Genomic DNA, 22,457 nt, shown 5'->3' with positions numbered 1-22,457 from the left:
GTACAAATCAGGCAGCGATTATCCCGGGAATATCATCTGTAGTAACATGACAACCAATATCCGGAACAGAAGCCAGCACGGAGGAATTTGATCTAATCCAATCAGGCCTGAGCGAGGTTTGGCTCTTTCAGTTGGTGCTTATCCTTCAGGTATACTGAGAGGGGTGGTTTAACCGCCCTGACACCCTCTCAGTCTCTGATCTTCAGTACGAAAGGCGTCTGATATGAACAGTGTATTTTATCAGTACTTCTGTAAACCTCGTCAGGCAGCTGGTAAAGAAAAATCACCAGTGTCTGCGCACTGTCTGGCGGATGGGACATGGGCGTCAGCTTCCACGGTACGTTGAGTATCCATACTGACTCAATAGCAGCGGTATATGGTAGTGTTCACCCGCTTTTGACACATGAATAATTACTGGGATTTCTGGGAAGAAAGTATCTTCTTTATGCTCGGCATAGTACTTACCTGTTTCGAAGATCACTCGGTAATCGCCTGGCTCAATCTCTTTGCCCGCAGGATACAGAGCATTTATGCGTCCATCCTGACCGGTAGCTGCCGAGTTCAATTTGATCCATTTATGCCCTTCTCTTTTATCAAGAGTCACTAAAATGTCTTCAGACGGAAAACCCGTTTTTAAATTTAGCACATGAACGCTTATCGGGTTTTTAGCGGGTAGGGTTTGTGCCGCGAATGAGGCTGAGGACAAAGAAATTAACACACCTGAAAGCGAAAATTTTACGAGTCGATTCATTAGTCTCACCCACTTTACGATGCGTAATGGAAGAAATTTATTCATATCACTAATAAAGTATAGTCAATATAAAAATAATACTCTGAATATAGTCATATCATCGATTATCCGGTAGCTTTTCAGCGGGGTCGGGATGGCATCCTGTCTTATAAGCCAGTGCAATTCCATCTATTCTTGTACAAATTATAACCCAGTTGCTGAGTGAGGGATGCTGTCATTTTTTGGGCGCGAACACTGTTGCCCATCGTATCAAGTGGTGGGGAGAATGCGGCAATTCCCATCACTCCTGGTACTACGGTTAAAACCCCGCCGCCGACACCGCTTTTTGCGGGTAAACCAACGGTATAAGCCCAGTCACCCGAGCTGCCGTACATCCCTTCCATGGTCATTTGCGCAAGAAGAAAAGGAATATTTTCTGCAGTTAATACCGTTTTCTGTGTTAATGGATTAATGCCGCAAGCGGCCAGGGTTGCCGCCATAGTCGCAAGCTCTACGGTATTTACAAGCGTTGAACATTGACGGGTATAAACGTCACAGGCTTCCATAGGATCGCAATAAATAGCATCGGCTGAGTACAACAGCCATGCGATGGCCCGGTTATGGAAATTAGTGGTTTGTTCAGAGTGATTAAGCGCTTCGCACAGAGATACTGGCGCGCCTGCCAACTGTTGCTGCATATCAAGAATACGTTTCCACCGATTTTCAACATTTTCTGCTTTCAGGATACTCACCGTAGACATGGCGCCCGCGTTGACTAATGGTGATAAAGGTTTCCCTCCATGCAACTCTAAGGCAATGATTGAGTTAAAAGGTAGACCTGTCGGATCTGCACCAATTCTGTTTTGCACTACTGAGGGGCCGACGTCTTCGAGTGCCAGAGCAAGCGAACAAACTTTCGAAATAGATTCCAGAGCAAACCGGAATTCAGAATCCCCCTTAGATAAAATATCACCCTCTACGGTGACGATTGCTATCGCGGCGAGATTATCTGGCACCGTAGCCAGATAAGGAATATAGCTTGCGTTCTCGCCACCCTTAAATGATGAGAATTGAGAGTAAGCATTCACCAATGCATCATGTACATCATTGAATAGTATATTCATTAAATTTATCTTAAATATATTTCATTCAGCAGCGGGGATAATGAAGCGTCTGAAGAATTAGACGCTTCATTAATTTATTATATTTTGAAAAACATCACCTATCTTTATCAATTTCTTTCTCGTCACCTGCAATAAAATGATGAGCAGATCGTGCGCGCGGATGCATAAAGAAATGTCCGATCGGAGCGTTGTTTGACTTGATGGGTACAAGGGTTGCGTTGGTTGTTTTTCCTTTCTTGCTATGTAATGCATAAACGATGAAAGGTATAGACAGTACAATCAGGAAGCTAACAACCAGGAGTTCAACATACACATTATTTACTTCACCGCCCGGTAAAGAGCTCGGGGGGAAGAATGAAACAATAAAGGCCAAAATTGAAATCGATAGTCCAACGATGGCAATGAATATTTTAAACGCCTTGCCTCCGGGGATATGGAAAGCACGCTTTTTATCAGATTGTTTACGAATTAACTGAATATAACCTAAGAACAGCATCAAATAACTGCAGAGATAAATAACCACGGTCAGTGACAATGCGATCAGAAATGACATGTTGCTGCCGCCGCCGGTGTTAGTTAAAACAGTTAATGCAATAGTTGTGATCAATAATTGAAAAATAACCAGTGCGATGGGGACCCCGTTTTTGTTCACTTTTGCAAAGCTTTTCGGAAGGATACCTTTTTGGGCTGTGACAAACATTCCGCGTGAAGGCCCCACAATCCAGGAAGCAACTTCAGCTAAGACCCCCAGCATTAACAATGCGGCAATGATACGCGTCACCCACTCAAATCCAGGACCATAATGTGAAATAAGTACGTTGAACGTCTGGACGACGCCACTGGACAGATTAATATCATTATGCGGTATAACGGAGGCGACAGAAAGTCCGCCAATAGAACTCAAACAAATGGCGGTAATCATCAGCAGTATCATCGCGACAGGATAATCGCGACCTGGGTTCTTCATTTCATTAACGTGCGTGGCCGACGCTTCAACCCCCATGTAACTTAAGATAAAGGCCACAAATACAACCAGTGTCCCGATTTTTGTAAAGTCAGGGAAGAAGGTTGCTGTACTCATTTCAATCTGCAGGGGTGCGCCGCTGGCTAAATAGCCAATAGCCAGAACAACAAGAATAAACGCTGGCAGCAAAATACCCGCGAAGAAGCCGATTTTTGCAATGCGTGCGGTATATTTTGTTCCCAAGAATTGGGTGATAGCTAAGACCCAGAGAATAATTAATCCAGCAACAGTTTTTGTTATCGGGTTGTCATTGAGTGCAGGCCATTTCAGGATGAAAGATAATGCGCCTAAAATAAAATAAAGCATGGGAATAAAGCCTACTGCAATTTGTAAATATCCAAAAGAAATTGCAGCAAATCCCCATCGCTCACCAAGTGTTTTGGATACCCAGGTAAAAACACCCCCCTCCTCCCAGCCTTCAACGGTCGCCATTTCTGCAGCACAAAGGCCTACGGGAATAAACCATAAAATACCGCCTAGCAGCAGGAAGAAAATCAAGCTAAACCCTGATGTTGAGAATGTAGGGTACTCATATACCGCCATAACCATAGACGCTGTTATCGCAAAGAAACCTAATAGTGATAGCTGATTTTTAACCGGTGAGGCTTTCATCTTCGTCATTGTTATTTCCTCGAAATAACAATTACCATTCCTATCCAGTATAGGATATATGTGGAAAGGGTAGCTGTTGTCTGTTGAATAGAGATATGCCCGGTTCAGATCAAATTCATTCAATGATCACAGGCATTGGATAATGAAAATTAACAATGATTAAATCCGCTGGCCTCTTTTTCTGATAGAGAATAGTTCACAGGATGTTTTTCTAAATAATCCAGCGCACGTTTCATATCATCAATTAACAAGCTAGCGAGATCGTGGCTAACGCCATGACGCACCAGTATTCGTTGGACCACCAGATCTTCACGCTCCGCAGGCATAGAGTAAGCCGGTACCTGCCAGCCACGGCTGCGTAATCTGTCCGCTAAGTCATACAAGGTGTAGCTATTTGCAGACGCACTCTCTTTTAGTTTCCAGGCAATAGCGGGGATACCTTTTTCACAATCACCACTGAAGATCATTTCGAATGGACCCAGTTTTTCAATCTCTCGCGCAAGGTATTGGGCTGTTGAATAACATGCATTATGAATTTTGCTATAACCTTCGCGCCCCAAACGGAGGAAGTTATAATACTGCGCGATAATTTGACCACCTGGTCTTGAGAAATTTAGCGCGAAAGTCGGCATGTCACCGCCAAGATAATTCACTTTGAAAATGAGTTCTTCCGGCAGATCAGCGGCCTGACGCCATATTATCCAGCCGGTGCCAAGCGGAGCAAGTCCAAACTTATGACCGGAAGCATTGATGGATTTGACTCTCGGCAGGCGAAAATCCCACTCCAGGTCGGGGGCGCAGAACGGTGCTAAAAAACCGCCGCTTGCGCCATCAATATGCATTGGAATATCCAGACCGCTCTCTACCTGTAACTGGTCTAAAGCATCATGAACCTTTTTTACCGGCTCATACTGGCAGGTGAATGTGACGCCAAGCGTCGGAATGACGCCAATCGTGTTTTCGTCGACGCGTTTCAGCACCTCCTCTGGGCTCATGATCAAGCGATCGCCTTGTAAAGGGATCTCACGTAATTCAACATCAAAATAACGCGCAAATTTATGCCAGCAAATTTGCACCGGGCCGCAGATCAAATTCGGCTTGTCGGTCGGTAAACCTAATGCTTCACGCTTTTTACGCCATTGCCATTTGAGTGATAATCCCCCCAGCATTGCAGCTTCGGATGAACCAATGGTAGAACAACCCAGGGTCGTTTCTGGGTTTGGGGAGTGCCAGAGATCGGCCAGCATATGAACACAGCGAGTTTCAATTTCGGCAGTCTGTGGATATTCATCTTTATCGATCATGTTTTTATCGATTGAAAGATCCATCAGATCACGAATTTCTTCATCAACCCATGTCTGGCAAAAGGTTGCTAAATTTTGACGGGAGTTTCCATCTAACATTAATTCATCGCGAACGGCGTTGAAAATATTTCTTGGATCACGCTCTTCAGCGGGGAATTTTGTTTTTGGTAATGAAGAGGCTAATTCGATCGATGCATAAACATCATCAAGTTTATCATTGTATTTCAGTGGTTGCTTAATTTCCATATATTACCTCGATAAGTTTTATATCATCTTCAAGGCGGTTATCGGGATGATTCAGCAGTTATGATTATACATAGAGGACAGTATCATTTTATTCAACAGGTATAATTTTTTTATTTTTCTTAATTAAAATATTCATCTCTACTTAATAACATTTTGACTCATAAATACATAATTTTTCATAAAATGAGTATCTGAAATGTATTATTGCAAGTTTAAAAGGTCACGCAATCCCCCAAAATATAAATGTCACTGTTGTAGGGAATGGCTTGAACTCCATTTCAAAAAAAATCCTACTTCTGGCTATTATTTTTGATAATTCATCACTTCACACTCTCCCAGGACGTCTGCCATGAACGTTAGTAAATCATCATCAACTCACCATACTGCTGCCGATGGGCGCATCTATAATGATTTTAAAAGGAGGCCTGTCGGCCTTGCCGGTAAAGTAAACGAAGTTACAAATACCGTTGATGTACCGAAACAATATCCACTACAGACGTCTGGAGATAAAAGACATATGGATATGCTTTTTAACAGGTGCTTCAGTCATGCATAAAAAGACACACAATCGAAAAATTGATAGCTGATTACTCTCAATGGCTAATTAATTTCGTAATCAGTCTGGAGCATATCAGCCAAAGCTATTTAACTATCCTTTTATGCCCTGCTCTGCCAGAGTGAGTGTAGGCTGGCACCCGCATATTGATATGAGCATGGCGCAGTGGCGATAGTTACTCTGTCCGTAATAAGCATCCGGACCATGCTTACGTATAACGTGTTTCTCCATCAGATAACTATCGATGACGCAAAGTTGCGAGTTAATGCAACGCCCAATCACCACCATTCTGGCCACGTCTTCCATAACCCCCGCCTCGTGAGCATCGTTGCCTCAGGCAAAGGATCCGTGCTGATACACCATAACCCCCGGCGTATGCAGTGGCTCTGTCTCCCTGGTATAGTGAAAGCGCTTAAGGCGCAGTATGTTGAAGTCGTGCTGGTGTAGCCCTCTATTTCTTCAGAACACGGTAAGTTACCCCGGCGCTGAAATCGGTCAACGACTCTCTGATCTTTGCTCAGATTGGTGAGGTTTTATTATACTCGCCACTGTTGCAGAGTTTGTGGTGTGGCTGATCAGTATAACGCTGAAAGACCCTGAATTTGACACAGACTTATCACCAGGCACATCCGGTGAGCCGCGCCCTCTAAATGCAGGCTTTACTCCGGGACAAAGCGTTTCTCCTTATTCGTACTCGTCGCCGTGGTCTGATTAACAAACGGCCAACCAAATAGCATTTATCTCAGTTTTACATCAACGACTCTCTTACAAAGATTGTCATTGAAGCCGCTTTGCAGGAAAATCGTTATGTAAAATAATACACAACGTGGTGATCAATGTGACTTATAGAAAAATAAAGTACGTCCTTACAGCGGTGGCGTTGATGCAAATGTCATTCTTCGCACTGGCAAAAGATATCCGTGTGACCTATGCCGGTTCAATGGGCAAAGTGATGGATGAGGGATTAGGTCCGGCATTCTCCAAAGCGGAAAACGCAGAATATCAGGGACAGGGACAAGGCGCTTACGGAATGGCGCGCCTGCTGGCTGACCATAAGATTGCGGCCGATGTTTTTGTTTCCATTACCCCCGGCCCGATGGAAATTCTTAAGAAAGCCAGGCTGATTGATGAGGCGGTTCCCGTGGCAAGTACGAGCATGGTGATCGCCTACAGCCCCAAAGGGAAATACGCGGCGCAGTTTACACAAGCCAGCCAGGAAAAAAATGGTTCATGGCTCAATCTGTTAGCGAAAAAAGATATTTATTTCGGCCGTACCGATCCGTATGTGGATCCCAAAGGTCAGAATATCATCTTCAGCCTGATGTTAGCAGAAAAGTACTACAAAATGCCGGGTATTGCCGATAAGATCCTGGGTTCATTGCAAAATCCGCAACAGACTAATCAGGAAGGTGGTTTACTGGCGCGACTGGAAAGTGGTCAGGTGGATGCGGCGGCGGCGTACGAAAGTGAAGTCCGTTCGGCTCATCTTCCTTTTATCGCCCTGCCGGACGAAATCAACCTGAGTAATCCGGCGATGGCTAAGAAATGGTATAACACCGTCAGTTTTGCCATTAAAAACAGCAAGGGCCAAAATGTCATTGTGCACAGCCAACCACTGGTGTTTTACGCTGCAGTGCTCAAAAATGCGCCGGATGGAGTACGACAGGGGAAAAATTTTGTCGCGTTCATGCAGAGCGCTGAAGGCCAGAAAGTGTTCAAAGAATTTGGTTATGCCGCACCTAAAGGTGGTAACTTATTCGCCCGCTAAGCCGTCCTGGCGGGATTGTGGGCTGGCTGTCATTGCCCGCGATCCTGCTGTTAAGTATTCCCTTTCTCACGCTGGTTAGTGTCACGCCCTGGCATCATCTACAGCTGGCCTGGGGGGATAACGGATCCATCCTTACCTCGATGACGCTGGGCCTGCTGGCGCTCGGGATTATCATTGTTATCGGCACGCCCGCAGCGTGGTGGCTGTCGCGTTCGCGCGAAAGAAAACGGTTGCTGGGTGAGCTACTGGTGATGATCCCACTGCTGACACCACCTCTGGCGATGGGCATTTTGCTGGTATCGGCATTCGGGCCTTACGGGGTGATTGGTCATTGGCTGACCGTGCTGGGAATGACGTTAGTCAACAATCCTGCTGCCTTTGTGCTTGCTCAGGTTTATGGTGCCTTGCCTTACTTTATCGTAGTAGCGCGCTCGGCCTTTGCCACTGTTCCTGATACGATTCTTGAAGCTGGTCATACTTTGGGAGGCTCCGACTGGGCCTGTTTTCGCCGCCTCACATTGCCGCTGGCTTTGCCGGGTCTGGCCTCTGCTGTATCGCTTGCGTGGGTCCGCGCAGTGGGAGAGTTCGGCATAGTAATGATCTTTGCTTATTTTCCACAGGGTATACCGGTAAAGCTCTACATTAACTTGCAAAACGACGGTGTCGACGCGGTCTACACTCTGCTCTGGGTACTGCTGATCGTGACGCTTCCTCTCCCGATAGCCTGCTATATTCTTAGCAAAAAGACGGCAAATGAATAATACGCCCGTATAAAATCAATCACCTTGTTGCTGGCCTATACCGTTTTCACCAGCGTGAAGTTATTTAACCGTTTAAGTTAACAGTGATAGTATTTTTATCGCAATGTTCCTATCGCTGTTTAATATCAGATGAAAATATTCACTCGTTTAAATATCATCAGCACCACTCTTCAAGCTGCATCGTAAGTAAAAGAAGATAAAGAGTTTTTCTCTCAATATTTTGCGAAAACCCTCGGATATATATATAATCCCGATGCAATACGGATATGTATTAAAACCAAAAAAAAATGGATAAGTAATGAAATCATTAACAACACTAATTTTAATTCCGATTTTTTTCAGTTCAGGCGCCATGGCATATTCAGCCGGCGGCGGAAATGACTATAATCAAAATGCAGCCACATCAGTAGGATCAAGTAGCAATAGCTTATCTCCAGGGGCATCGGCATATGGAGCTAATAGCTTGGCAACAGGGCTAAATTCAACAGCAGTAGGTCTAAATGCAAATTCAAATGATGAAGCCTCAGTGGCTATTGGTTCCAATTCCAGTGTAAAGACAACGAGCGGCGTGGGTAAGGAAGGTATTGCCATAGGCAATGATTCATCATCTGATGGCTGGGGTGCTATCTCTGTTGGAGGTCAAAGTAAATCGAATGGAGATACCAGCACTGCGATAGGTTACGGCGCGAATAGTACCGGAGATTATTCAACTGCAGTTGGAAGAGGCGCTACAACAAAGGCCGCAAGTGCAACCGCTATTGGACATAATTCTGATGCTTCAGGAACCAACGCTGTAGCTTTAGGTAATGGTGCCAGTGCAACAGCTAATAACTCAGTTGCCATTGGTAATAATTCAACAGCAAATGAAGAGAATACTGTTTCAGTAGGTAATGATTTACAAAAAAGAAGAATCACGAATGTTGCAGATGGTATAGCTAATAACGATGCAGTGAACCTGGGTCAACTTAATAATGCTTCCAACAATACCTTAATGTCTGCTAATAGTTACACTGACAATCAAATAAGAAATCTGAACTCTGAATTCAATGAAAGGATAAATAATACTAATAAACGATTGAACGCAGGTATTGCCGGAGTAACAGCAATAGCGTCAATTCCCTATTTGAATGGCAACAGATTTTCATTTGGTATGGGAAGCGGGACTTATGACAACGGCTATGCTATTGCAGCTGGAGCGCAGGTACATCTAACCCCAAATACAGCGGCAAGGGTTAATTTATCGCTGGATTCATCTAATAATTCCGCAGTGGGTGTTGGATTTGCCGCTGGTTGGTAGCGGCTGACGAAATTGCATTATCACGAAATTACTGCCAAGTCTGAGTAGATGTGCCCGGCTGATGGCTATGCATTATTTTCGCTACGGGCGTGGCTGCAGCGTATGAAGAGCCTGTTTAACGGCGACCTTTTAAGAGCCATGTCCGTACGATTAAACATAAGCTTTTCGACTGATCACTCAGCGCCAGCCACTCTTTTATCTCCATGATTGATTCTCCTCAGACTTCCCCGCAGGGACGCGGAGGAGAATAAAAAACCACCATTAGAATAAAAATCAAAGGTAAAAACTAAAGACTAAATGCTAACCCCCCTTTCGACAGAACACCCACCCACCACAACCAGTAGGTGGAGTTGATGCGTCTCGTTTCGAAGTGATCTGGCAGCTAAATTTATTACTCGAGTTTTAGAGCCTGAGCCACACGTGGGCGCGTTGATGAGCTGTGTTATGGTTGCCAAACTGAAACCCGAACGCGAAGGCAAGATTGGGCGCCAGGCTCATGACTGTTTATGATTAAGTACCCAGCGCCAATGTCCGGGTACTGACAAAAAGCTATATATGCAGAAGTTGGTACTGGACATGACGGTGAACTGTTCCGAGAACAGTTCACCGCGTTAGTCTGTATTGTCAGAGGGTTGACAATAAGGATCATTCTAATCCGTAAGCGATCACATAATCACCACGGTCGGGTGACTGACGCGCCCCACCCGCTGAGATAAGAATGTACTGCTTACCGGTTTTAGGTGATAGATAACTTATTGGCCCTCCCTGACTGCCAACTGGCAGACGGGCTTTCCATAACTCCTTACCTGTTGAGCTATCAAAGGCCCGCAGATAGTAATCTTGCGTACCTGCGATAAATACAAGTCCACCTTGTGTAGCCAGCGAACCACCCAGTGAAGGCATCCCAACCGGCATCTTCATGTGCATCTTGATACCTAATGGCCCGGTATCCTGAACCGTTCCCAATGGAACCTGCCACACCACTTTTCGGGTATTCATATCAATTGCGCTGAGCGTGCCAAATGGCGGCGTCTGACAAGGGATACCCAACGGTGAAGAGAAGCGATTTTTATTGACCGAATAGGGTGCCCCTTTCATTGGCACCGCACCCATACCCGTATTGACCGCTTCACCACCGGAATTGGTTTGCATTTTCATCGATGGTGAATTTTTGACCAGCTGCTGCCAGAGTCCAAGCCGCATATCATTGACAAAGATATAGTGATTGTTCGGATCAACCGATATCCCTCCCCAGTTCATCCCACCAAGTGAACCCGGAAAGCTCAGTGAAATATCAGTTCCTGGCACCGTATAAAGGCCGTCATAGCGCATCGATTTAAACTCGATACGGCAGATTAGCTGATCAAACGGCGTCGCTCCCCACATATCGGACTCTTTAAGCGTTTGTGCGCCGATCTGTGGCATGCCGACAGATCGCGGTTGAGTATCGCTGTACTGCTCGCCGGGAATGTCGCCTCGTTTAACTTTTACGTTAACAACGTTCGTCAATGGTTTTCCTGACTGGCGGTCCAGTACATAAATCTGTCCTGCTTTGGTACCAAAAACCACCGCCGGACGCTCACTGCCGTCTGCCATGTTGAAGTCAATCAGACTCGGCTGCATCGGAATATCAAAATCCCATAAGTCGTTATGAACCGTCTGATAAACCCACTTCTCTTTGCCTGTGTTAGCATCCACGGCGAGTATTGAAGCGCCATATTTATGATCAAGCGCAGTACGGTTTGCTCCCCAGATATCGACGGAAGAACTTCCCATTGGCATAAAGACCGTGTTCGATTGCGGATCGTAGGACATCGGTGCCCAGGAGTTCGGGGTGCTGCGAACGTAGTGTGTCCCTGGCTTCAGTGGCTCATTAGGATCTTCTTTGCCTGTGTCAAACGCCCAGCGCAATGCCCCGGTTATCACATCATAGCCACGAATTACACCACCAGGCATATCCGTACTGACATTATCTGCAACACGTCCCCCTACGACCACGGTGGTACCCGCCAGGGTTGGCGGTGAGGTCAGCACATAGTCCGGATCCGGAGTACTCCCCATACCGGTATGCAGATTAACGGTCCCCTTGTCACCGAAATTCTCGCAGAACTGGCCATTGTCAGCATTCAGCGCAATTAAACGGCCGTCAATTGTATTCATCAACACACGGCGGGGACAGGTTTCAGTACTCACTGAAATGGGAGCCGCTCCGCCTGGCAGGGCCGATTTCGGCAACGGTTTATTGACATCAAAATAAGCCAGACCACGACAACGCATCCACACCGAAGATTTGGCGTTAATCTCCGCTTTCCAGATCTCTTTGCCAGTATCGCCATCAACAGCTATCACGTTGTTATGTGGAGTACAGAGGAAAACTTTATCACCGACCTGCAATGGTGTTTGCTGGTCTTCTGCGCCATTACCATCTGGACTCAACGGGATATCCCCGGTATGGAACATCCATATGGGTTTCAGCCTGGTCACGTTATTTCGATTAATTTGATCGAGGGCGACAAAACGACTGCCTTCAGGCGTATTACCGTAGTTATTCCAGTCTTTTTGTTGTTTGTCTTTTCCTACAGGGATTAGCGGCCGCGGAGTGCCTTCAAAAGCCACGGTAGGGTGAGGTTGAAACATACCCCAAAATGCGCCAATAAAAGCAGCAATAGCGATCCCGGCTAAAGTGTAAACACCTTTGCTGTGGCTGCGTTTATTCTCATAACGCAGTAACGATGGTAAAAGTAATAGCGAAATGATAGCCAGGCCCGCAGGAAACATGAGACGGGAAATTAGCGCCCAGAAGACAAGGCCGGCATCCCAAAATGCCCAAATACTTGAGCCAAGGAACACTATAATACAGAGAAATGCCCCAGAAGCGCGTATACGAATAAGTTGTATACCACTTGCCAACATCACGATTCCGGCAATTACGAAATAATTACTCCCGCCCAGCGTAACTAGCTTTACGCCATAATAGAGGAAGAAAGCCCCAGATAAAACCAGTACCAGCCCTAATAGTATTGAGATGATTTTTAGCCACAACGGCTTCGCAACAGAATGTTCCATTTTTCCCCATGTCAAATCGAATTAAAATAAAAAAATCATTATGGTTGTTAACGTATCATGCGTATCTGATACAGTGCGTAGTATGAGTTGAATACTAAGGTTAACGTAGTACCCTTCCAGGATGTAGCAAATTGCTCGGCAGGACACACAGAAAATCATTATTTGGTCATCACTGAATCACTCTGCGAGAATCCTTTGTGAGTCTGTCATCCATAATAATTCTCTGTGCAGGCGTTATGCTGAGAGAAGCTACCTTTCCATCTGATAATACCCGAATGAGGATATCTCTACTGACGTCAATACCCACCATCTTTTTTTGAATCATAACGCTGTAACACTATCTGATAAATCCGGTTATCAGACTCAGCCTTCTGTATCTCACTATCGGACTGAATATACACAGCGTATATTACTCAATGAAACTCCGTAAATTATTTTGCTTCTGGACATAACGTGCGGTCTGATTCATCAACATTTCCTTGTTTATTAGTTTCTGTTGCTGATAGTGCCGGTAATTATCACTATTTTTTTATTTTATCTCTTCTTCTCCTCATCCCGCAATATCAGAAGATTTATCTAATGCGAAATAGAGGGGTTGTAAGCGGAAATCCGCCAAAATTGTGTGACGCCTTATATGCAGGCAGCCCTGGCTCATATTCGGGCGCAGGGTGAAACACTGAATGATGAAGATATCGCACGCCTCTCCCCACTTACACGGACATATCAATATGCTCGCCTTCTAGACAACCTCTTCCCAAGCATTTAGCCTAAATTAAAATTTCAATATCTGTCAGGCTAGTTCATTATGAAAAATGATATCAGAACCCTGGACCTTAACCTCCTCAAGGCCCTTGATGCATTACTGGATGAGGGAAGCGTGACTCGGGCAGCAAAGCGCCTCTCCCTGACGCAGCCTGCCGTCAGTGGTATGCTTTTTCGCTTGCGTGATTATTTTGAGGATCCCCTCTTTATTCGCACCAACCACGGTATGGTCCCCACAAAGCGCGCCAACGAACTCTCTACGCCGATAAAACAAATCCTTACCGATATCGCTATCCTACTGAAACCAAGAATATTTGATCCCATGACGGTGGAAATGACTTATACCATCGTCGCAACCGACTATGCACTTAAGGCTATAGTCGTTCCGATGATGGCTGAGCTGAAACTACGTGCACCGTATATTAAAATTGCCGTACGGCCCGTGGAGAGTGAGCGAGTGTATCAGCAGTTGTCTCGGGGTGAAGTTGATCTGGCTTTGCTAACACCGCAAACAACCCCCGAAGAACTGCATGGAAAAGCGCTCTATGAGGAAGATTATATCTGCGTGGCACGACATCATCATCCACTGTCAATGGTTTCAGAGATGACGCTCGAACAATTTTGCAAACAGGAACATATTCTGGTCTCTTCAGAAGGTAACTTCACCGGTGTTACAGATGAAGCACTGGCTAAGCTCAGTCTGACACGGAGAGTAGGCATGTCAGTTAATAGTTTTCAGGTGATACCTGATATTTTGCGAGTGACTGATATGATTGCAGTTGTCCCTCACCGCATGGTCCTGACAAACAACGATCTCATCATTCTCTCTTTACCCCTGGAAGTCCCCGGCTTTACCAAGAGCATGGCCTGGCATGACCGAACCCATCGGGATCCAAGTCATCAGTGGATTCGTGCTTTGTGCGCAGAAGTAAGCCAAAATCCTCCATTTTGATATAATTTATCTTATATTGATTATAAGTAATGATAATTCGCCTTATAACTCCATTGCACCAATAATCACTGTCTTCACGCCACTGCCGTAATAACACACACACTGCACTCAACTAGAATAATCGGAGAAATTTATGCACGCGATTGACTGGCCAGAAGGATTTGTTCCGGGTTTTACCGATAACTTTGTTTCAAATGAAATGATTATCTCAAATCTGAACGTCAATGATCTCTGGCCGCTCCTGAGTCAGCCATTGCTATGGCCGGAATACTATAAAAATTCCGCCGATGTGTGCTTTCATGACAACAAAGGTCCAGAATTGGAGATTGGGGCTCGCTTCTACTTCAGCACGTTCGGTTTCCCAGTTGAAGCTGAGGTTGTGGAGTTTGTCTCACCTGCTGAAGGTAAACCTGCTCGACTGGCATGGCACGGATGGGCCGGTGAAAAAGATACCGCGCAACGACTCGATGTTCATCATGCGTGGCTACTGGAGGATCTTTCCGGTCACAGGATTCGTATCCTAACGCAGGAAACACAGAACGGCATCCCAGCAAAAGATCTGGCAAATACCCGCCCGAACCCAATGCTTAATGGTCATCAGGAATGGCTTGACGGTCTGATTCGAGCAGCAAAGAAATAATAAATCGCTTTCCACAGTCATATCACTGAGGCTGCACTTTCCCGCAACCCAGAAATATTGGCCCTTTTTTGCTAAGTGTTCCTCAATTATACGTTGAGGTTTGAAAGCAAAACCGGCAGCAAAGCTGAAGCAGTCATCCCCACGTCCGTCATTACAGATAAATTCATGTTCAGTGTCGCTGTGCGTCACCGATGAAAAATTACAGTGTGACTAATAAATGGCTGGCGTAAATACCCGCCCTGTTATTCTGTTTTTACCTATCAGGGTGAGTATTTTAGAGGAGGGATAAGTTCACAGTTCGATCATCTTCGATAAGATCCGAGTGTGATTTTGATGAAGGTGGCTATTTTGACCCGCAATCCAAAAGCGAGCGATATCAAAGCGGCGGAAGTGATATCCCGCCGCTATTGTTTTCGCGTTAACGGATAAAGCGTAGCGCTACACCCCGTGTCTGGCATGCCATCAGCAGCCCGGTATAGTCCAGTTCAAAACAGACCGTATCGCCCACTTTCAGCGACTGGGCAGAATCCTCAATATCTATCAGAGTGTGGTCGCTTGTCTGTCCTAACATCGTTATAGCGTCATCCTGCGGTACGCAATTTTCTGCCGGGACGTCCTGACGACCAAAAGCGAGCAGCGCGCGTTTGCGCGTACCGTGATCCTCAAAGGTTTTCGGTTGGAGAAAGGCATCAACGCCCAGCTCACCAACGGGTACGGTCGGTTTGCTGTTGAGTTCGATGATCTCCGCATAGAAGCGGTAGAGGTCTGAAGATGCTCTGCCTACAGCCTTGGTGGAGTGGTGAAATTCATCGAGATATTTCATATCGACATATTCAATGCCGAACTGGTGCAGACCGCCAATACGCAGATGATTAAGCGCCTGTGGCCAGAGCCCTTTGTCAATCAGGTGATAGCTGGTACAGTTTCCGGCCGAGAGGCGACGAACTTTACTACCGGTATCGGATTCCACGCGTTTGACGATGGCAATAAAATCCTCGCCGTTCTTCACGGTAGGCAATACAGTTCCATAGCAATTGAAATTGGTACCCATGCCATACAACGCCAGGCCCGGCAGTTCCTCAATCAGTCTTACTGTCTCAAGGATCTGTGGATAGTCTTCAAACCAGATCCCTTCACGTAAATCGCCCATATCTATCATCAGCAAAACCTGATGCGTTTTTTTCTGGCGTACAGCTTCGGCAGCCAGCGCGCGCAGAACGGGAGGCTCGCTGTTCAGACTGATGTCAGCGTAGCGCACCACGTCTTCGATTTCACTGAGACAGGGACTGCGTAACAGGCAGGTAGTACAGCCCGTCTCGCGTATCTTTTTCAGATTATAGGTGCGGGATTCGGCAATGACGTTAATCCCGCCCTCCATGACGGCACGGGCAGTTTCAATGCAGCCGTCAAACACTTTGTTCACCGCCATGACCTCGACGCCCTGCTTCTGCAACAGCGTTTTTTCAACGAAGGCATTGTCACGCAGCTTGTTCAAATCAATTTCAAGTATCGGCATATACATTTTTAAATCTTCCCTTCTGACGCCAGATGCGCGTTGCGCTTCTGGGCACGGTGGTATATGACTTCCGCAACAATGAATGCCAGCAGCGCGCCGCCAATAATTTTACCTGCGTACTGAAGATATCCCCCCATATTGATCTGAGACGGTGGGATAAACAGCAGAAACACGGCAAATGTGACGGAGATAAAGCCCATGATGGGTAACAACACCGGCAGAATTTTGCCCGGGATTTTAAAGCTGCGCGGGGTATCCGGCTGGCTTATGCGCAGACGGCAAAAAGCCGGAAACATCACCATATAGGGAATAAAGTAAGTGATGGTGGTCAGGGCGGTCAGCATCCAGTAGGCGGCGGCGACGCTGGTTGAGATAAAGGTAGAGAAACAAAGCAGGGTGACAATCACTGCCTGCATGATCAGCGCAAAAGCCGGTGTCTGGTACTTAGGATGCAGTCGGCCAATACGCTCGCCGAGCAGGTTATCTTCTCGTGAAGCTTCCTGCAGCATATAGATGGGGCCAACCAGCCAGGAATTAATCTGCCCCAGCGCCCCAAAGAACATGCAAATCGCCATTACCGGGAGCAACCAGGGCATATGTAGCGTTGCAGCTGCGGAGTGCATGGCCTGCATGACTCCGGCAACGATATCGGTTTTTCCCGCGGGCAGCAGAGTGTTCAACGCCCAAGTGCCGATCATGTAAATCCCCACGATAACCGCGGCTGAAAAAGCCATCGCACGCGGAAAGTCACGCTGTGGATTGCGGGTGCGTCCGGCAATCATTGGTGCAACTTCCAGACCGGCGAAGGCAAACATCATGCTGGACAGAAACACAATGGTGTTCCAGTGGCTCAGGTCGGGTATCCAGTCTGACACGCTGGCGTAGTTTGTTTGCATCGGATGACCGGTGATCAGCCACACAATCGCCAACAGGATCAGGATGGCAGAAGGAATAAACACGCCACACCAGGCGCTGATGCTGTTTATGATTTTAGTCCACTCCATACCGCGGATGTTCATCATCGTCAGCAACCAGAAAATGACCGCTGAACCCACTCCAATAAAGACTTTATTTTGCGCCAGACCGGCACTGAACATATAGCCCAGCGCGGTGAAACCAAATTGCAGCATCAGAGGGAAGAACAGGACGCAGGAGAACAGAAAGCAGACGACCACCATCCAGGCAATACGCTTGCCAAAAGCCTCTTTTATCCAGACAAATATTCCACCGTCTTTTGGCCAGCCAGTGGACAGCTCTCCACACACCATTGCCAGCGGGAAAAAAAGACAAAATGCGGCCAGAACCCAGAGGACCATAGCGGATGCGCCGTAAGGGGCAACGTTAGGAATTTGCCGCAGGCTGAGAATGGCAATAACATTCATAAAAATAATGTCTTTACTGCCAAGCAACCCTGAATTTTTATCACTCATCGTTATCTCCGAAACAAAACGGGGAGCATAGAGCTCCCCTTTGCGACAATTAATAGATGTCGTATCCAACCATATCCTGGTAAGTATCCTCGCGGCGAATAAGTCGGTCTTTACCCTCATTATCGATCATGACCACGGCGGTGCGCGGGCGATTGTTATAAACTGTCTGGCTCTCAATGGTGTAAGCACCCGCATCGAGAAACACGACGGTGTCCCCTACTTCAGTGGTTTTCGGCAACAGGAACTCCTCACCTTTCACTCCCATATGGAAATAGTCCCCACCGTCACACAGGGGTCCTGCCAGCTTGATATACTCGTCATGTGCTTCGGTAATGCGCGACGCGTTATAGACATAGAAAAACCAGTCGAAGTGCTGACTGTCAGAGAGCACGCTGTAGCCTGCATCAACAAATTTCCACTCCACATGACATTCGATATTGCCGTCCACATCGTAGTTGGTTTTGCGTTTTTCGCAGGAGACATCGGTAAGCAGAACCGCAGCAGAACTGGTCACTTTACGCCCGGGTTCAATGCAGATTTGCACGTCCGTGCGCCACTTATGTACCTCACTGATCACCGCATCAGCGAAGTCCTTAGCGGTTATTCCGGCATACATGTTGTCTTTCAGCGGATCACCGTTCTCGTCATCGTACTTATAAGGAACCGGAATGCCGCCACCAACATTGATTAGATCAAATTTGATGCCAAGCACTTCCTCCAGGCGACGTGATTCATCGACCAGCACTTTCGTCGCTTTGGCAAACGGTTCGGATTCCGGTACCTGATCCCCCACATGCATATGCAGACCACGAAGATGGACAAAAGGCATCTCAAGAATGCGTCGGCAGGTTTCTTCCGCCTGCTCAAGATCCAGACCTGACTTGGCATGATAGGCAGTAACCAGCTCCGCATGGGTAGCGGAAGGAACATTAGGTTCGACACGCACACAGACGTTAGCGGTTTTTTTCAGGCGGCGCGAAATCGCATCAATATGATCCAGCTCGTACAGACTGTCGACGTTAATCAGATAGAGATCGTTGGCGATAGCGTACTCCAGATCCTCGGGTTTTTTTACCACCCCGTTGAACACGATTTGATCGCCGCGGAAACCGATTTCCAGACATTTACGCACTTCGTACCTGGAGTTGGCTTCTGCGCAGATACCGGCGTCTTTGATTGCTTTCAACACCCCCATTACCGAGCAGGTTTTGGAAGCGAAAAAAGTTTTGGTGTTCGGGTGAGCAGCAAAGGCTTGTTCGATTTCGCGCACGTTGCGCACGATTTCCGGTTCCGAGAACACGTAGAACGGCGTCCCGTATTTTTTAGCCAGTGATTCAACATCAACACCTTCGAAACAGAGCTTTCCTTCGCAGGCGCTGAAACGACGGTCATTTTCAATCACACGCTGGCGCAACCGGTTGTAGTTAGCAGCAATACTGTCAGACATAAGAACCTCTCATCACGGGATAGTTGTGGATATTTTCATAAAGCAATTGATGTGCCAATTTTTTTTGATTGATAATCAATAGGTTAATAAAACCAACTAGAATTACTTCTTGTCTTAAGATAGATTTTTCATCTGAATGACGAATTTCCGTCTGTCTGAAAACATCAACAGGAAAGAGTATCTGATGCCTGCTATTGCTCCGGAATTACAGGACGCCCTGCGCATGTTTGCGCGCTTTTTCGATCTTATTCATCAGCCATTGGCTGTCATTAATCACGAAGGGAAATATGTGTATTACAACCAGGAGAGCGCGGACCTGGATGGCTCAACCATCGAACAGGCAATGGGACAGCACATGCTTGACGTCTATCCCAGAATGAAAGAGAACCAGAGCACCATGCTGACAGCACTGAAAAAGGGCAATGAATATATCGGGCACTATCAGATTTACTACAATGCCAGAGGGCAGGCAGTGGATTATCAGCATACCACTGCGCCACTCTACGACAGCTACGGGCAGCGGGTTGGGGTGATCGAAATTGGCCGTAACCTCTCCGGAGTCCGGCGTTTACAGGAACAAGTGGTAGAGCTGAACCACCTGCTTTACGCCCGGGAAAAGGAAGACAAGTACCGTATTATCACGGAAAACCCCGCAATGCTGGTCCTGATTGAGAAGGGAAAACGGCTGGCGGCAAGCGATGTCCCGGTGATGATCGTCGGTGAGACCGGAACCGGCAAGGAGTTATTTTCCCGCCTTATCCATCGTCACAGCAAAAGAGCCGACAAGCCCTTTATCGCCCTGAACTGCGGCGCGCTGCCGCCAACACTTATTGAGAGTACGTTATTTGGTACGGTAAAGGGCGCATTTACCGGCGCTGAGAACAGCCAGGGATATCTGGAGCTTGCAGACGGTGGCACTCTGTTTCTTGATGAACTCAATTCGCTGCCACTGGAAATGCAGAGCAAACTTTTGCGTTTTTTGCATGACAAAACCTTCTGGAAACTGGGGGGAAACCAACAGCAGACGTCCGATGTTCGCATCGTTGCCGCCATGAATGACTCCCCCATCCGGCTATTACAACAGGGTAAGCTTCGTTCCGACCTTTTTTACCGCCTGAGTGTGGGGACACTTCTGTTGCCACCGCTCTCTGCACGTCCGGAGGATATTCTGCTGCTCTCCAACTATTTCATTGATAAATACCGCGATAACGTTGAGAAAGATATTCAGGGGTTAAGCGATATTGCTGCCCGCACGCTGCTGATTCATCCATGGCCGGGCAACGTCCGCATGCTGGAAAACACTCTGGTACGCAGCATGATTATGCAGGATCGCGATGGACCACTGGAGAAGATTATTTTTGACGATGAAGAGGCAGAGCTACTTCCGATGGCAGAGTTAGAAGCCTTACCGGAATTACCAGCACCTCATTCTGAAAGCCATATTCTGACTGGCGATCTGATTACAGAAGTGGAGAAGTTTGAACAAAAATTGATCGTACAGGCCATCAATCAGGCTAACGGACGCATTGCGGAAGCAGCGCGAATACTGAAGGTGTCGCGTACCACACTTCATTACAAGATCAAAAAGTACGCCATCAGATTGGGGGTCATGCCATAACTGAAGAGGCATTCCGGAAAAACGACGGCGTCCGTGCCCTCTTCAGGTCAATCGTGAATCGCACACCGGGCTGGCGCGACACTATTCTATTGCGTATAGGAAAATTAACGGCGTTCGGGGAATCTGAATAGAAGATTTATCTCCATGTATGGAGTATAGGTTTATACTCGGAAAAATGTATACTCCTTCTGAGCAGCAGAAACGCAGGACAGCCTAACTGAAAAAATATCTGAAATAACCCCAATTTACCAGCAGGTATGAAGTCCGAAAGAATAAAATGGAGTTAATCGCACCATCACGCTACTCCATTATTCTAATAATCAAAACAGTTGCTTTTAGTTCATTTCTTTACAATTTGACTTAGGATCCCTAACAGAAATAGCGCACAACGTTAGAGATATCAGGAAAAGCATTGCCGTCTGTGCATTAATTAATACGGAATCTGTCAGGCCGCAAACAAACATAACGCATAAAGGCAGTGCTGCTGATGTAGATACTTTTTTTGTTATCGCAATCCACAGAAAAGTAAGGTAAATCAATACAAAAAAAATCAAACCGAAAACACCCTGCAAGGTCAATACCTCAAGGAATTCATTGTGCATGTTGTATCTGACATTAGTGTAACCCTCCAGATTACTTGGATAGTGTTTCTTAATATATGCCTGAGCAAATATTGTCCGTTGGTATGGCGTACTGAAAAGAAAATGATGACTGGCAAAGGGTAATGTCTCCAATTAGTAGAACATATATTTTTCAATAAACGCTCCGATAACTTTTTCGTGCAGCTCAACTGAGCGCGAGAAGCAGATCGTTTTACGAATCAGACGCTTTATGCGAGTGCGGAGCGTCAGGTTATTACGCTCAATTCGTTGGGTGAATATTTTGCCTGTCAGATGCTTATCCTTCGGCACCTCACGGCGATAGCTGCCCCAGTCGTCGCTGGTGATCATGCCAATGTTGAATGGCGTGAGCAGTGCCAGTAGCTCCCGGCAGGTTTCATCGGTCCGGGGACCAAAAGTGTAGGCCAGTACACCGCCTGTTTTGGTGTTGTATGCGTACCAGAGCCAGTGCTGCCGGGCTTTACTGCCAACAAAGCTCCATTGCTCATCGAGTTCACAGATAAGCGCCACATCAGCGTGGGCAACGGGTGAAGACGTTATTCGCTTTGGCGCGAGTTTTTAAAGTACGGATGACGGTGTTAATGCCAACTTTCAGCACTCTGGCGGTATCACGAACGCCGGCACCATTGAAGGTCATCTCAGTGATCTGCTCTTTAACGCCCGGCTTACGGGCTTCATAGACGTAAGTGAGCTGAAACACGCGGTGGCAGTCACGGCAGCGAAATCTGTCATGGCCTTTAGGGTTCTGACCATGACGATAAACCTGAGCAGACTGACAACGGGGACAATGAACATTAACGCTAGCCATGAGAGAACCTCAAAAAGCCTGCATTATACATCGGATTCAACCAATTAGAGGCATCACCAACCCGTACAGCTATCCAGTATACGCCTGCCAGATAGTATTCCTCATTCCGCCTGGGCGTCGGAAACCAGCTGACCAATTATATAAAAAATGCAATTAACTGGAGCATTACTTTGTAA

Annotated in this window: 16 protein-coding genes and 2 pseudogenes; 8 read left to right on the top strand and 10 right to left on the bottom strand. The window is 46.7% G+C overall.

Annotation, left to right across the window (positions count from 1 at the left end; genetic code table 11):
• Positions 1-325 precede the first annotated feature (325 nt).
• The 4 genes from uraH to BM191_RS03070 form a co-directional block, all read right to left on the bottom strand.
• Entirely contained in the window at positions 326-751 is a 426-nt protein-coding gene (gene uraH, locus BM191_RS03085; RefSeq protein WP_092874980.1) for a hydroxyisourate hydrolase, read from the bottom strand.
• 146 nt (positions 752-897) lie between these two features.
• Positions 898-1,854: a glutaminase A gene (glsA, locus tag BM191_RS03080; protein ID WP_092874977.1), complete on the bottom strand. Its 957-nt coding sequence runs from the start codon at positions 1,852-1,854 to the stop codon at positions 898-900.
• Positions 1,855-1,948: 94 nt separating this feature from the next.
• Entirely contained in the window at positions 1,949-3,499 is a 1,551-nt protein-coding gene (gadC, locus tag BM191_RS03075; RefSeq protein ID WP_092874975.1) for a glutamate:gamma-aminobutyrate antiporter, read from the bottom strand.
• Between the two features lie 140 nt (positions 3,500-3,639).
• On the bottom strand, positions 3,640-5,040 hold the full coding sequence (locus BM191_RS03070; protein ID WP_092874972.1) for a glutamate decarboxylase: 1,401 nt from the start codon (positions 5,038-5,040) through the stop codon (positions 3,640-3,642).
• A gap of 349 nt (positions 5,041-5,389) precedes the next feature.
• On the opposite strand from BM191_RS03070, the gene BM191_RS16470 reads away from it, so the two are divergent.
• A complete protein-coding gene (locus BM191_RS16470; RefSeq protein WP_143088781.1) occupies positions 5,390-5,596 on the top strand; it encodes a hypothetical protein in 207 nt (68 codons plus the stop codon).
• Between the two features lie 180 nt (positions 5,597-5,776).
• On the opposite strand, the pseudogene araD reads toward BM191_RS16470, so the two are convergent.
• Positions 5,777-5,989: pseudogene (gene araD, locus BM191_RS16705) on the bottom strand (L-ribulose-5-phosphate 4-epimerase); the annotation flags it as partial.
• A gap of 490 nt (positions 5,990-6,479) precedes the next feature.
• On the opposite strand from araD, the gene BM191_RS03060 reads away from it, so the two are divergent.
• The 3 genes from BM191_RS03060 to BM191_RS03050 all read left to right on the top strand — a co-directional run bounded on the left by BM191_RS03060 (position 6,480) and on the right by BM191_RS03050 (position 9,422).
• Complete coding sequence (locus BM191_RS03060; RefSeq protein WP_092874969.1) at positions 6,480-7,364, top strand: extracellular solute-binding protein; 885 nt, start codon at positions 6,480-6,482, stop codon at positions 7,362-7,364.
• Between the two features lie 14 nt (positions 7,365-7,378).
• Positions 7,379-8,125, top strand: coding sequence for a molybdate ABC transporter permease subunit (locus BM191_RS03055; protein ID WP_092874966.1), 747 nt, complete (start codon positions 7,379-7,381; stop codon positions 8,123-8,125).
• Between the two features lie 298 nt (positions 8,126-8,423).
• Positions 8,424-9,422 carry a YadA family autotransporter adhesin gene (locus BM191_RS03050; protein ID WP_092874963.1) on the top strand — a complete coding sequence of 333 codons (999 nt, stop codon included), beginning with the start codon at positions 8,424-8,426 and terminating at the stop codon, positions 9,420-9,422.
• Between the two features lie 645 nt (positions 9,423-10,067).
• On the opposite strand, the gene BM191_RS03045 is transcribed toward BM191_RS03050, so the two are convergent.
• Positions 10,068-12,488 (bottom strand): glucose/quinate/shikimate family membrane-bound PQQ-dependent dehydrogenase, encoded by a 2,421-nt coding sequence (locus BM191_RS03045; RefSeq protein ID WP_092874960.1) that lies wholly within the window; start codon positions 12,486-12,488, stop codon positions 10,068-10,070.
• Positions 12,489-13,113: 625 nt separating this feature from the next.
• On the opposite strand from BM191_RS03045, the pseudogene BM191_RS17485 reads away from it, so the two are divergent.
• The 3 genes and pseudogenes from BM191_RS17485 to BM191_RS03035 form a co-directional block, all read left to right on the top strand.
• A pseudogene (locus BM191_RS17485) lies at positions 13,114-13,222 on the top strand (Tn3 family transposase); the annotation flags it as partial.
• A gap of 71 nt (positions 13,223-13,293) precedes the next feature.
• Positions 13,294-14,202, top strand: a complete 909-nt coding sequence (locus tag BM191_RS03040) for a LysR family transcriptional regulator (RefSeq protein ID WP_092874957.1) — start codon at positions 13,294-13,296, stop codon at positions 14,200-14,202.
• Positions 14,203-14,335: 133 nt separating this feature from the next.
• Positions 14,336-14,842, top strand: a complete 507-nt coding sequence (locus BM191_RS03035) for an SRPBCC family protein (RefSeq protein ID WP_092874954.1) — start codon at positions 14,336-14,338, stop codon at positions 14,840-14,842.
• A gap of 418 nt (positions 14,843-15,260) precedes the next feature.
• On the opposite strand, the gene BM191_RS03030 is transcribed toward BM191_RS03035, so the two are convergent.
• From BM191_RS03030 to BM191_RS03020, 3 genes are read right to left on the bottom strand one after another with little or no spacing between them, the layout of a single operon-like run.
• The gene (locus BM191_RS03030; RefSeq protein ID WP_092874951.1) at positions 15,261-16,364 is read right to left on the bottom strand and encodes an alanine/ornithine racemase family PLP-dependent enzyme; all 1,104 of its coding nucleotides are present in this window, start codon (positions 16,362-16,364) and stop codon (positions 15,261-15,263) included.
• Between the two features lie 2 nt (positions 16,365-16,366).
• A complete protein-coding gene (locus tag BM191_RS03025) occupies positions 16,367-17,788 on the bottom strand; it encodes an APC family permease (RefSeq protein ID WP_092874948.1) in 1,422 nt (473 codons plus the stop codon).
• Positions 17,789-17,837: 49 nt separating this feature from the next.
• On the bottom strand, positions 17,838-19,235 hold the full coding sequence (locus BM191_RS03020; RefSeq protein ID WP_092874945.1) for an ornithine/lysine decarboxylase DokD: 1,398 nt from the start codon (positions 19,233-19,235) through the stop codon (positions 17,838-17,840).
• 184 nt (positions 19,236-19,419) lie between these two features.
• Between BM191_RS03020 and BM191_RS03015 the strand changes: the two genes are divergently transcribed.
• Complete coding sequence (locus BM191_RS03015; RefSeq protein WP_092874942.1) at positions 19,420-20,853, top strand: sigma-54 interaction domain-containing protein; 1,434 nt, start codon at positions 19,420-19,422, stop codon at positions 20,851-20,853.
• Positions 20,854-21,587: 734 nt separating this feature from the next.
• On the opposite strand, the gene BM191_RS03005 is transcribed toward BM191_RS03015, so the two are convergent.
• Positions 21,588-22,281, bottom strand: a protein-coding gene (locus BM191_RS03005; RefSeq protein ID WP_092874936.1) for an IS1 family transposase whose coding sequence is annotated in 2 segments (ribosomal slippage) — positions 21,588-22,032 and positions 22,031-22,281 — 696 coding nt in all. Because the reading frame shifts where the segments join, the coding sequence is not laid out codon by codon here.
• Positions 22,282-22,457 lie beyond the last annotated feature (176 nt).

This window comes from Izhakiella capsodis, assembly GCF_900115045.1.
Lineage (GTDB): Bacteria > Pseudomonadota > Gammaproteobacteria > Enterobacterales > Enterobacteriaceae > Izhakiella > Izhakiella capsodis.
Note: the sequence above shows the minus strand (reverse complement) of the source record. Positions and strands in the feature narration are given on the sequence as shown.